Origin of the sequence: uncultured Bacteroides sp. (genome assembly GCF_910585845.1) — a bacterium.
Classification (GTDB): domain Bacteria; phylum Bacteroidota; class Bacteroidia; order Bacteroidales; family Bacteroidaceae; genus Bacteroides.
In genome coordinates this window covers 17,250-29,606 of record NZ_CAJUHF010000016.1, presented here as the reverse complement: position 1 = coordinate 29,606, position 12,357 = coordinate 17,250, and the positions used below count along the sequence as shown (strand labels likewise).

10 protein-coding genes are annotated in these 12,357 nt (G+C 47.2%); 4 read left to right on the top strand and 6 right to left on the bottom strand.

Annotation, left to right across the window (positions count from 1 at the left end; genetic code table 11):
* Window positions 1–75: 75 nt before the first annotated feature.
* The 3 genes from QZ323_RS06395 (at window position 76) to QZ323_RS06385 (ending at window position 3,802) form a co-directional block, all read left to right on the top strand.
* Entirely contained in the window at window positions 76–969 is an 894-nt protein-coding gene (locus QZ323_RS06395) for an electron transfer flavoprotein subunit beta/FixA family protein (RefSeq protein WP_294633779.1), read from the top strand.
* Between the two features lie 103 nt (window positions 970–1,072).
* Window positions 1,073–2,092 carry an electron transfer flavoprotein subunit alpha/FixB family protein gene (locus QZ323_RS06390; RefSeq protein WP_294633777.1) on the top strand — a complete coding sequence of 340 codons (1,020 nt, stop codon included), beginning with the start codon at window positions 1,073–1,075 and terminating at the stop codon, window positions 2,090–2,092.
* Window positions 2,093–2,095: 3 nt separating this feature from the next.
* Window positions 2,096–3,802 (top strand): acyl-CoA dehydrogenase family protein, encoded by a 1,707-nt coding sequence (locus QZ323_RS06385; RefSeq protein ID WP_294633775.1) that lies wholly within the window; start codon window positions 2,096–2,098, stop codon window positions 3,800–3,802.
* Between the two features lie 115 nt (window positions 3,803–3,917).
* Here QZ323_RS06385 and QZ323_RS06380 read toward each other — a convergent pair whose 3' ends face one another.
* The 4 genes from QZ323_RS06380 to QZ323_RS06365 form a co-directional block, all read right to left on the bottom strand.
* Entirely contained in the window at window positions 3,918–4,889 is a 972-nt protein-coding gene (locus tag QZ323_RS06380; RefSeq protein ID WP_294633774.1) for a J domain-containing protein, read from the bottom strand.
* 179 nt (window positions 4,890–5,068) lie between these two features.
* Window positions 5,069–6,097: a low specificity L-threonine aldolase gene (locus QZ323_RS06375; protein WP_294633772.1), complete on the bottom strand. Its 1,029-nt coding sequence runs from the start codon at window positions 6,095–6,097 to the stop codon at window positions 5,069–5,071.
* 180 nt (window positions 6,098–6,277) lie between these two features.
* Window positions 6,278–7,915, bottom strand: a complete 1,638-nt coding sequence (groL, locus tag QZ323_RS06370) for a chaperonin GroEL (RefSeq protein ID WP_294633771.1) — start codon at window positions 7,913–7,915, stop codon at window positions 6,278–6,280.
* A 135-nt stretch (window positions 7,916–8,050) separates the two neighbouring features.
* Window positions 8,051–8,323 (bottom strand): co-chaperone GroES, encoded by a 273-nt coding sequence (locus tag QZ323_RS06365; protein ID WP_294633770.1) that lies wholly within the window; start codon window positions 8,321–8,323, stop codon window positions 8,051–8,053.
* A gap of 185 nt (window positions 8,324–8,508) precedes the next feature.
* Here QZ323_RS06365 and QZ323_RS06360 point away from each other — a divergent pair, with 185 nt between their 5' ends.
* Window positions 8,509–9,366, top strand: coding sequence for a bile acid:sodium symporter (locus QZ323_RS06360; RefSeq protein ID WP_294633768.1), 858 nt, complete (start codon window positions 8,509–8,511; stop codon window positions 9,364–9,366).
* Between the two features lie 331 nt (window positions 9,367–9,697).
* Here QZ323_RS06360 and hisS read toward each other — a convergent pair whose 3' ends face one another.
* Together hisS and QZ323_RS06350 are read right to left on the bottom strand one after the other, a co-directional pair.
* Window positions 9,698–11,059 carry a histidine--tRNA ligase gene (hisS, locus tag QZ323_RS06355; RefSeq protein WP_294633766.1) on the bottom strand — a complete coding sequence of 454 codons (1,362 nt, stop codon included), beginning with the start codon at window positions 11,057–11,059 and terminating at the stop codon, window positions 9,698–9,700.
* A gap of 331 nt (window positions 11,060–11,390) precedes the next feature.
* Window positions 11,391–12,083 (bottom strand): zinc metallopeptidase, encoded by a 693-nt coding sequence (locus QZ323_RS06350; RefSeq protein WP_294633765.1) that lies wholly within the window; start codon window positions 12,081–12,083, stop codon window positions 11,391–11,393.
* Window positions 12,084–12,357 lie beyond the last annotated feature (274 nt).

Below are 12,357 nucleotides of genomic sequence, written 5' to 3'. Positions count from 1 at the left end.
AGGGCTTTCCCTTCACTACTCCTATTTCTCCCGGCACTGACATACAGAAAAATACTAATACTAATAATTAATAGCATGAGTTTGAAAATTGTTGTATTGGCAAAACAAGTTCCCGACACACGCAACGTCGGGAAAGATGCCATGAAAGCCGACGGTACTATCAACCGTGCGGCACTTCCCGCTATCTTCAACCCCGAAGACTTGAACGCTCTCGAACAAGCCCTCCGACTGAAAGATACACATCCAGGCTCCACCGTCACCATCCTCACCATGGGACCGGGACGCGCAGCCGAAGTTATTCGTGAAGGATTGTTCCGCGGTGCCGACAATGGCTATCTGCTGACCGACCGCGCCTTTGCCGGTGCCGACACCCTCGCTACTTCATACGCCCTCGCCACTGCTATCAAAAAGATCGGCGAATATGACATCATCATCGGTGGACGCCAAGCCATCGACGGAGATACGGCGCAAGTAGGACCACAAGTGGCAGAAAAGCTGGGCTTGACGCAGATCACGTATGCCGAAGAAATCCTGAACGTGGAAGAGACCACTGGACGAATCGTCGTGAAGCGCCATATTGACGGAGGCGTGGAAACCGTAGAAGGCCCGCTGCCTATCGTCATCACCGTGAACGGCAACGCCGCTCCCTGCCGCCCGCGCAACGCCAAACTAGTGCAGAAATACAAACGTGCCCTCGGCGCACAGGAGAAAGCCGCCATCACCAAAGAAGGTGCCGCCCTGCCCTACGCCGACCTCTACGAGAAGTGTCCTTACCTGAATATTACGGAATGGAGCGTAGCCGACGTCGACGGCGATCTGGAACAATGTGGCCTCAGCGGTTCGCCCACGAAAGTGAAAACCGTCCAGAATATCTCGTTCCAAGCCAAGGAAAGCCGCACGTTGACCGGAAGCGACAAGGATGTAGAAGACCTTATTGTTGAACTACTTGCCAATCACACGATTGGATGAGTGATGAGCTACAAAGCGACAAGCTGCAAGTAATTGCACCATCATTCACAGAAAAGAACTTGTAGCCCCGCAACTCGTAGCTCGTAGCTAAAAACTAAGAAATATGAATAACGTATTTGTATATTGTGAGATTGAAGGCACTGTAGTTGCCGAAGTAAGTCTCGAACTCCTTACCAAAGGACGCAAATTAGCCAATCAACTGGGTTGCCAGCTGGAAGCCATAGTTGCAGGCGCCAATCTTGCAGGTATCGAAAAACAAGTAATGCCCTACGGTGTCGACCGTCTTCACATCTTCGATGCTCCGGGCCTGTTTCCCTACACTTCACTACCCCACTCTTCCGTACTAATCAACCTCTTCAAAGAAGAAAAACCACAGATCTGCCTTATGGGTGCCACTGTCATCGGTCGTGACCTTGGTCCGCGCGTATCTTCCGCCCTGACCAGCGGTTTGACTGCCGACTGTACTTCACTGGAAATCGGCGACCACGAGGACAAGAAAGCAGGCAAGACGTACGAAAACCTGCTGTACCAGATCCGTCCCGCATTCGGCGGTAACATTGTGGCGACCATCGTCAATCCCGAACACCGTCCGCAGATGGCAACCGTGCGCGAAGGCGTGATGAAGAAAGAAATTCTCGACGCCAACTATCAAGGCGAAATCATCAATCACGACGTTGCCAAGTATGTACCTACGACGGACTATGTAGTAAAAGTCATCGACCGCCATGTAGAAAAGGCAAAACATAACCTGAAAGGTGCTCCGATCGTTGTTGCCGGTGGTTACGGTATGGGTAGCCGCGAGAACTTCGACATGTTGTTCGAACTGGCCAAGGAGCTTCACGCCGAAGTGGGCGGTAGCCGCGCAGCTGTCGACGCAGGTTTCTGCGACCATGACCGTCAGATTGGTCAGACCGGTGTGACCGTCCGTCCGAAACTCTACATCGCCTGCGGCATCAGTGGACAAATCCAGCACATCGCCGGCATGCAGGAAAGCGGCATCATCATCTCTATCAACAACGATGAAAATGCCCCGATCAACACCATCGCCGACTATGTAATCAACGGTACGGTGGAAGAAGTGATTCCGAAAATGATTAAATATTACAAACAGAACAGTAAATAAGCTATGGCTAATTTTTATACCGAAGTTCCTGAATTGAAGTTCCAACTGAACAACGCGATGATGGAACGTATCTGCGAGCTGAAAGAGCGCGGATATCAAGATAAAGATAAATATGATTATGCTCCGCAGGACTATGCGGACGCTATGGACTCATACGACAAGGTATTGGAAATCACTGGCGAAATCACCGGAGAAATCATCAATCCCAATGCCGAAGGCGTAGATGCAGAAGGGCCTCACTGCGCAAACGGTCGTGTAGAATATGCCAGCGGCACGAAACAGAACCTAGATGCCATGGTGAAAGCCGGACTGAACGGCATGACCATGCCCCGTCGCTTCGGTGGACTGAACTTCCCCATCACTCCTTACACCATGTGTGCTGAGATCGTAGCAGCCGCTGATGCTGGTTTCGGAAATATCTGGTCCTTGCAAGACTGTATCGAAACACTGTATGAGTTTGGTAACGAAGACCAACACAGTCGCTTCATCCCGCGCATTTGTGCCGGTGAAACCATGTCAATGGACCTGACCGAACCCGATGCCGGTTCTGACCTGCAAAGCGTCATGCTGAAGGCAACTTTCGATGAGAAAGAAAACTGCTGGCGCCTGAACGGTGTGAAACGTTTCATCACCAATGGTGATGCCGATCTTCACCTCGTACTGGCACGCTCAGAAGAAGGTACGAAAGACGGACGCGGACTTTCCATGTTCATCTACGACAAACGTGACGGAGGTGTAGACGTACGCCGCATCGAAAACAAACTGGGTATCCACGGCTCTCCTACTTGCGAACTTGTCTACAAGAACGCCAAGTGCGAACTCTGTGGCGATCGCAAACTCGGCTTGATCAAATACGTAATGGCACTGATGAACGGTGCTCGTTTGGGTATTGCCGCACAGTCCGTAGGTCTGTCGCAAGCTGCCTACAATGAAGGCTTGGCATACGCCAAAGACCGCAAACAGTTCGGCAAGGCAATCATCGAGTTCCCCGCCGTATATGACATGCTCGCCATCATGAAAGCCAAATTGGATGCAGGTCGCGCATTGTTGTATCAGACTTCACGCTACGTAGACATCTACAAAGCCCTGGACGACATCGCCCGCGAACGCAAACTGACTCCGGAAGAGCGTCAGGAACAGAAAAAATACTCCAAACTTGCTGATGCCTTCACTCCGCTTGCCAAAGGTATGAACTCCGAATATGCTAACCAGAACGCTTACGACTGTATTCAGATTCACGGTGGTTCAGGTTTCATGTTGGAATATGCTTGCCAGCGCATCTACCGTGATGCCCGTATCACGAGCATCTACGAGGGTACTACGCAGTTGCAGACCGTAGCAGCCATCCGCTACGTGACCAACGGTTCGTATGCCGCTACGCTTCGGGACTTCGAAACCGTTCCTTGCAGTGAAGAGATGCAACCGTTGATGGATCGTCTGAAAGAAATGACAAACAAGTTTGAGACTTGCACCAATGCCGTAAAAGAAGCACAGAGCCAGGAATTACTGGATTTTGTAGCCCGTCGTCTCTACGAAATGGCAGCCGTGTGCGTTATGTCTCATCTCATTATTCAAGATGCGACAAAAGCTCCCGAACTGTTTGCGAAATCAGCCGTTGTCTATCTGAACTATGCCGAGGCAGAAGTAGAAAAGCACTTCAACTTCATCCGCAAGTTCAAAGCCGAAGAATTGGAAAGCTATCGTAAGTAAATCGGTCCGGCTCTATCAGACTTGATAGATACTGAAACGATCATCCCATAAAAATGAATGAACCCTAAAAGTCGAAGATCTGACTTTTAGGGTTCATCTTTTTAAGCGTTGCCTCTTAATTCATACTTTGAAGTTTACGGAACAATTCTTTCTGCTCTTCTGTCAGGTCGGTTGGCAGTTTCACGGAATAAGTCACAATGAGGTCGCCATGCTGTCCTTCCTTCTTATATACAGGAAATCCCTTACCCTTCAGGCGGACCTTCGTCCCATTCTGGGTTTCCGGTTTCACTTTCAACTTCACTTGTCCGTCCAGCGTGTCCACCAACTGATCGCCACCCAAAAGAGCGGTATAAAGGCTGATGGAAACGTCAACATACAAATCATCCCCCAAACGCTTGAACAGAGGATCGTCCGCAATCACGAACGTAATATACAAATCACCGGCAGAACCACCGTTCATTCCCTCGCCGCCATAGCCTTTCAACTTGATCACTTGCCCATTCGCCACTCCGGCAGGAATGTTGATGCGCACATTCTTTCCGTTCACAGTCAGAATCTGCTTATGCGTCTGTGCCGCATCACGAAGGGACAGATGTAGGTCTGCATGATAATCCTGTCCGCGAAAACCAGCATTGGCACCTCCCTTACGTCCCCGGTGCCCGAACAGTGATTCAAAAAAGTCAGAGAAGTCACCGCCTGTACTGCTGGAGAACTCCTGCCCGTCGGATGAATACCAATAACTACCGTTACCGTCCGAACCGTATCCTGCACCCGAACCACCGAATCCACCGCCGCCAAAACCTCCGAACCCACCGGCACCCGCCGTTTGCCGGGCACGCTTCTGGGCTTCAAATTCATCGGCATGTTTCCAATGTTCGCCGTATTCATCATACTTCTTACGCTTTTCCGGATCACCCAATACTTCGTTTGCCTCGTTTATCGCCTGAAACTTATCCTTTGCAGTAGCGTCGTTCGGATTTAGGTCCGGATGATACTTACGCGCCAACTTGCGGAACGCTTTCTTGATATCTTCCTGACTTGCCTTTTTGTCCACTCCAAGGACTTGATAATAATCGATATAAGCCATAGTCTACAATTTTAGTTTTTCTTATATACCCTATCACAAATAACACACCATCTTGGTATTTTGAATACTAAAATAGATAAACTATATTTAAAAAGCAGCCGGATATACGCTCCCGTATACCCGGCCCTTTTCAACTGAAAATCATACTGTAAGCACCGGAGTGAAAACCCCGATTCCATCTATCGGACTTGCAAAGCCTCTTTGACAGCTTTCAGCAACGATTGAATATCTTCTTCCGTCGTATCGAAAGAGGTCACAAAACGTATTTCGTTCTCCGCTTCATTCCAAAAGTAAAAGAAATAAGATTGCCTCAACGCATCTATTGCTTTGCGCGGCATGGTCAAAAACAACTGATTACTCTCCATCTTCTGCGTGAAGCGTATTCCAGGCAGTACCTTCAATCCTTCGTAAAGCTTCTGTGCCATCACATTGGCATGCGTCGCATTCTTCTTCCAAAGTTCATCCGTCAGATATGCCGTAAACTGGCAAGAAAGATAGCGCAATTTGGATGCCAGTTGCGCCGACTGTTTCCGCACGTAATAGGCGCCACGCTTCAGGTCGGGATGGAAGACAATCACACTCTCACCCAACATCAACCCGTTCTTCGTTCCACCAAAACTGAGAATATCAATGCCACAATCCACTGTCAGCTCTTTCGGACTGAGATTCAACGCTACACAAGCATTGGCAAGACGCGCCCCATCCATGTGTACATACATTCCATACTCATGCGCCAAGGCAGTCAGTGCCTTCAACTCTTCCGGCGTGTACACAGTACCCAACTCTGAACATTGAGATATGTAAATTGCTCCCGGTTGGGAATGGTGCTGTTCGCCAAAGTTCTTCAAATAAGGACGTACCAAGTGCGGGGTAAGTTTACCATCTGGCGTTGCGATAGTACCAACCTGACATCCTGTCATGCGAGCAGGAGCACCACATTCGTCTACATAAATATGCGCCGTCTCCGCACAAAGGATCAAGTTGTAAGGCCGCGTTGCCAGTTGCAGAGCGACGGCATTGCTGCCCGTTCCGTTGAAGACAAACAACGGTTCACAATCAGCCGTAAAAACTTCCTTTATCTTACGGACAGCCTCTTCTGTCCAAGGATCATCGCCATAGCCTATCGCATGATCCTGATTTGCCCGGTTCAAGGCCTCCATCACCAATGGATGCACACCGGAGTTATTGTCTGAAGCAAAACTTCTCATAAGTATATTTATTTTCTAAGAATGTGCAAAGAAACAAAATTTCAGTCTAATTCGTAACTATTTCATGCTCCATATATAGAAAACAGGTCCCAAAACCGAAATATAAAAAAGCCACAGCGCTCTCTATGAAGAGAAGCCCTGTGGCCTTTCGTTATCTTATTTATTCAGGGAAGACCGATATTACATCATACCACCCATGCCGCCCATGCCCGGAGCACCCATCGGCATTTCAGGTTTGTCTTCCTTCTTTTCTACGATGACGCATTCAGTAGTCAGGAACATACCGGCAATAGAAGCCGCATTTTCCAAAGCTACACGAGTTACCTTTGCAGGATCTACCACACCGGCAGCATGCAGGTTCTCGTAAACATCGGTACGTGCATTGTAACCGAAGTCACCCTTGCCTTCACGTACTTTCTGTACTACGACAGCACCTTCTTTACCCGCATTCGCCACGATCTGACGCAACGGTTCTTCGATAGCCCGTCTGATGATATCAACACCGGTAGTTTCATCAACGTTATCCCCTTTGAAGCCTTCCAATGTTTCGATGGCACGGATGTAAGCTACACCACCGCCCGGAACGATACCTTCTTCGATGGCTGCACGTGTTGCACGCAAAGCATCATCTACGCGGTCTTTCTTTTCTTTCATTTCCACTTCGGAAGCAGCACCTACATAAAGCACAGCAACTCCACCAGACAGCTTAGCCAGACGTTCCTGCAATTTTTCTCTGTCATAATCAGACTTGGTAGCAGCAATCTGAGCCTTTATCTGCTCGCAACGTTCCTTGATGTTCTGCTTGTCTCCAGCACCGTTTACGATAGTGGTATTGTCTTTAGAAACAGTTATCTTATCAGCAGTACCCAGCATCTCGATAGTAGCTTGCTCCAATTTCAGACCCTTCTCTTCGCTGATAACCACACCACCGGTCAATACGGCAATGTCTTCCAGCATTTCCTTACGACGGTCGCCAAAGCCCGGAGCCTTCACTGCACAAATCTTCAACTGAGAGCGCAGACGGTTTACTACCAATGTAGTCAAAGCTTCGCTATCCACATCTTCTGCGATAACCAACAACGGACGACCTGTCTGTACGGCAGGTTCCAAAATAGGCAAGAAATCCTTCAGGTTAGAAATCTTCTTGTCATAGATCAGGATGTAAGGCTTCTCCATCTCGCATTCCATCTTCTCCGTGTTGGTAACGAAGTAAGCAGAAAGATAACCACGGTCAAACTGCATACCTTCTACCACACCGATCGTAGTGTCCGTACCCTTAGCCTCTTCGATAGTGATCACACCATCCTTAGATACCTTACGCATAGCGTCAGCAATCAACTTACCGATAACAGGATCATTGTTTGCAGAAACAGAAGCAACCTGCTCGATCTTATCGTAGTTGTCGCCCACCATTTCAGCTTGTGACTTGATAGAATCAACGACTTTGGCAACAGCCTTGTCGATACCGCGCTTGATATCCATCGGGCTTGCACCGGCAGTCACGTTCTTCAAACCTTCAGCCACAATAGCCTGTGCCAATACAGTAGCGGTAGTTGTTCCGTCACCGGCATCGTCACCAGTCTTAGAAGCCACTTCCTTCACCAACTGTGCACCGGTATTCTGGTATGCATCTGCCAATTCTACTTCCTTGGCAACGGTTACACCGTCCTTAGTAATGTGAGGAGCACCGAATTTCTTTTCGATAATCACATTACGACCTTTCGGGCCGAGAGTTACTTTCACAGCGTTTGCCAGCGTATCAATACCTTTCTTCAGTTGATCACGGGCATCAATATTGAATAATATTTCTTTTGCCATAGCTTTTGAGTTTTTTAATTTTAAGAGTTTATTAGTTTATTAATTTTTGGAACTTGAGTTTTTGGTGTTTCCGAATGGTTAGATTGTGAATTCTACATAAAACGGACAAACTAAAAAACTACAAGACCGAAAGATTTATCCCAATACAGCGAGTACGTCGTTCTGACGCATAATGAGATATTTGGTACCTTCAACTTCCAGTTCTGTACCCGCATACTTGCCATACAATACTGTGTCACCAACCTTCAACACCATTTCTTCGTCTTTCGTTCCGTTGCCTACTGCAATCACTTCACCTTTCAAAGGTTTCTCTTTTGCCGTATCCGGAATGATGATACCGCCAATCGTTTTCTCTTCTGCAGGTGCAGGGAGTACAAGTACTCTGTCTGCCAATGGTTTAATATTCATAATTCTCTTGCTTTTATATGTTATACATTTACGTTTATACTCATTCTGCTTCAAATAAGCGATAAATGACTTACCAAAATCATGCCAAAGTGCAAAGCTGTTTGTTTGGCAGATTAAGGCTGACAAAATGGCAAATAACAGAACGGAATTGCTATCTTTGCAGCCTGAAACAAAATACCCAAACAATGAATGCAATATGGATAGTGCTCCCCATTCTCACCTTACTAATGTTTGAGTTGGGATTGACACTGCAAACAGCCGACTTCAAACTATTCTGCAAACGCCCCCGTCCTATCATTGCCGGACTGGCAGGACAAATCATACTACTACCTATATTGGCATTTGCCATAAGTTATGCTTTCCGCATAGAACCGTTGTTCTTCATCGGCGTCATGCTCATAGCCTGTTCACCCGGCGGCAGTTCTTCCAACATATTCTCAATGATAGCCAAGGGAGACGTGGCTCTTTCCGTGTCGCTAACAGCGTTCAGCAGCCTCATTACACTGTTCACCCTTCCTATCATTATGGAATTTATCCTACACTTCATTGGAAACACTCCCGACATAAGTGTACATCTGCCCATAGGTAGCCTCATTGTACAAAACTTAGTATTGATGTTATTCCCCATCGTTACTGGTATTCTTATGAAGCACTACCGGCCGACGACAGCAGAAAAGATACATAAGGTACTGTCAAAAGCAGCTTTTCCCGCACTCATACTGTTGGCATCCATCTTCTTCATCCAGCATCATACCACCATCGCCGAACAATTCAGCAAACTGGGTTGCTGCATCTTCACTCTCATCCTGCTTGCCATGTCGGGAGGCGCGTTACTATCCAAGCTGATGCATCTCCGCACCAAGGAAGTACGTACGCTTGTCATCGAAATCGGAATGCAGAATGCTGCACAGGCCATCGCCATTGCCAGTAGCCCGTTTGTGTTCAACAATGACATCATAGCCATCCCTGCCATTATTTATGCCTTGCTGATGAATGTCATTCTACTGGTTTATGTGGGAATTATAAAGAATTATAGTAATTAAAGATCGCTCAAACCAGTAAAGTGGAGGCCATAGAAGGAAACAGACTCGTCATCGGAACCCACAAAATACCCATAGCCCGCAATTTAGGCAGGTTGGACATTTTGGGTGATGAATTGTCTGTAATCAATTGATTTTATTATCTTTGCGAAGATAATTATTGATATGATTAAAAAATAGAATGATAGCCAAGTAATCTACAACACTGCTCCCGATATAGCGCTTTGCCTGAAGCATTTCGCTATATCGAGAGCAGTATCGTGCGTAGCATCTGCAAATCATTCTGCAAACCTACGCAAATATCCAGCAGCGGAAAAGCAGGATATCATACGTTTCAGCAAAGCTCTTCGATCAACTCCTGAGCTGTAACCAACCTTTGTTCGCCGGTCTCCATATTCTTCAGCGTCACTTTGCCTTCATTCATCTCGTTCTCACCCACCAAGACAACAAACGGGATGTTTTTGGAGTTTGCATAGCCCATCTGCTTCTTCATCTTGCTTGCATCAGGGAAAATTTCGGCACGAATGCCTGCCGCACGCACCTGCGCGAGCACCTGCATGGAGAAGGCAACCTCTTTCTCGCCAAAATTGATAAATAACACCTGCGTCGCGTTTACAGCTTCCTTCGGGTACAGGTCAAGCTGGTTCAACACGTCAAATATACGGTCTGCCCCAAAAGAGATACCCACACCGCTGACACCCGACAAGCCGAACACACCGGTCAGATTGTCATAACGTCCCCCACCGGTGATACTGCCAATCTGTACATCGAGCGCTTTCACTTCAAAGATGGCGCCCGTATAGTAATTCAACCCGCGGGCAAGCGTCAAATCAAGTTCAATTTCATTCTTCAACCCGAGATTCTTCAGCGTAGAAAGAATAAATTCGCTCTCTTCTACCCCCTTCAGTCCGGTTTCACTGTCGGCAAGCACCTCCTTCAGGGTGACAAGTTTTTCTTCATTCGTACCACTCAGCAGGATGATAGGTTGCAACTTGGCAATCGCCTCATCACCGATCCCCTTCTCTCTCAGCTCGGCATTCACATTGTCCAGACCGATCTTGTCCAGTTTGTCGATTGCTACGGTGATATCTACTATCTTGTCAGCTTCGCCGATGATTTCAGCAATACCCGTCAGAATCTTACGGTTATTGATCTTAATGCAAACCCGGATACCGAAACGGGTAAACACAGTATCGACAATCTGCATCAGTTCTACCTCGTTCAGCAGGGAATCACTGCCCACCACATCGGCATCGCATTGATAAAACTCACGATAACGACCCTTCTGCGGGCGGTCGGCACGCCAAACAGGTTGTATCTGATAGCGTTTGAAGGGGAAAGTGATTTCATCCCGATGCATTACCACATAGCGGGCAAACGGAACCGTCAAGTCGTAACGCAAACCTTTTTCGCAGAATTTGCAGGCAAGTTTGGCTGAATTACGGCTCAGTAATTCTTCATCGGTCAGTCCGGAAAAGTAATCACCCGAATTTTGCACCTTGAACAGTAGTTTATCGCCTTCTTCGCCATATTTTCCCATCAGCGTGGAGAGTGTTTCCATCGCAGGAGTTTCAATCTGCTGAAATCCATAAAGATGATATACTTCACGAATTGTATTGAATATATAGTTACGCTTCGCCATTTCCACCGGCGAAAAGTCGCGAGTTCCTTTTGGAATACTTGGTTTTGCTGCCATATTTATTCTTTTAATATTTGTTTTAGCCGCAAAGGTAAAGCAAAATATCGAGAGCCTATTTAAGTTTTGCTCAAAAAGTTTCTTATTCAGCTTCTTTTGAGTTCCTTTTCAATCCGTTTACCTCATTTTACCCGTCACGCAGACTGCCCCGTTCCCCATAAAAACAGGGAAACATCCTACAAAGACAATGTACCCCGAACATAATCCGGCCTACCTGAATCACTGAAGCATGGAGCAGGACAGAATACGCAGCCACCCCTATATAACACAAACAGATTGCCGGTTCCATACGAACTGACAATCTGTTTGCATTCCTTATCAAAAACGGGCTTTAGTCCCTGCGTCCCATAAATATCATAACGTAATAAATCAGCGTAGCCAATGAGCCTAAAGCAGCCACCACATAAGTATAGGCGGCAGAACGAAGGGCATCCTCAGCCTGTCTGTGATTGTAAGAGTTCGTAATGCCCGAACTGCTCAACCATACCAAAGCACGCTTGCTGGCATCGATCTCAACCGGCAAAGTGACAAAGCTGAACAGCGTGGTCATAGCAAACAAGATGATGCCTGCCAGCAGCAATTGCGGAAACGTATTCAACATCAAAATACCAGCCAGCAACAACCAGCTCATCCACTGCGATGCAAATGACACCACCGGAACCAGCTTGCTACGCATCGTCAACGGAGCGTATGCGCGGGCATGTTGCACGGCGTGTCCACACTCATGGGCGGCGACGGCGGCAGCCATGATACTGTTGCTGTCATACACACCTTCACTCAGATTCACAGTCTTATTGGCAGGATTGTAGTGGTCGGTCAGTTGTCCCGGAGTATGCGTCACCTGGACATCATCAATGCCGTTATCGTGCAGCATCTGAAGGGCAACGTCACGCCCTGTCATCCCATTGCCCGTAGGGATTCGGGAGTACTTCTTGAATTTGCTCTGCAAATTCATTTGCACCAACCAACTTGCTATGGCTATGCCAATAAAGATAATCCATTGTATACCTATCATATTTCCCATAATTTTCTGTTTTTAAGGGTTAAAAATCCATGCTTTATCTTACACAATACAAATTGCTTGCCAAAAATAAAAGGAAACGATGAACTTTGCTACTGTTCCCTCTACATTTTAGGAAGAATTAGCGAAGAATACATATCATTCAACAAGTTATAACTCTGTTACAACATCCGTACCGACAGGAATTTCCGGCAGTTACAGCATAATCCCCATTTCTGTCATGAATGACACGCACCGGAATGTGGCAAAAAAAGACAATCGTTCGTACGAAACAGGA

Coding starts and splice junctions, on each gene's coding strand:
- QZ323_RS06385 (WP_294633775.1), top strand. CDS start 2,096: ATGGCTAATTTTTATACCGAAGTTCCTGAATTGAAGTTCCAACTGAAC.
- QZ323_RS06390 (WP_294633777.1), top strand. CDS start 1,073: ATGAATAACGTATTTGTATATTGTGAGATTGAAGGCACTGTAGTTGCC.
- groL (WP_294633771.1), bottom strand. CDS start 7,915: ATGGCAAAAGAAATATTATTCAATATTGATGCCCGTGATCAACTGAAG.
- hisS (WP_294633766.1), bottom strand. CDS start 11,059: ATGGCAGCAAAACCAAGTATTCCAAAAGGAACTCGCGACTTTTCGCCG.
- QZ323_RS06350 (WP_294633765.1), bottom strand. CDS start 12,083: ATGGGAAATATGATAGGTATACAATGGATTATCTTTATTGGCATAGCC.
- QZ323_RS06395 (WP_294633779.1), top strand. CDS start 76: ATGAGTTTGAAAATTGTTGTATTGGCAAAACAAGTTCCCGACACACGC.
- QZ323_RS06380 (WP_294633774.1), bottom strand. CDS start 4,889: ATGGCTTATATCGATTATTATCAAGTCCTTGGAGTGGACAAAAAGGCA.
- QZ323_RS06375 (WP_294633772.1), bottom strand. CDS start 6,097: ATGAGAAGTTTTGCTTCAGACAATAACTCCGGTGTGCATCCATTGGTG.
- QZ323_RS06365 (WP_294633770.1), bottom strand. CDS start 8,323: ATGAATATTAAACCATTGGCAGACAGAGTACTTGTACTCCCTGCACCT.
- QZ323_RS06360 (WP_294633768.1), top strand. CDS start 8,509: ATGAATGCAATATGGATAGTGCTCCCCATTCTCACCTTACTAATGTTT.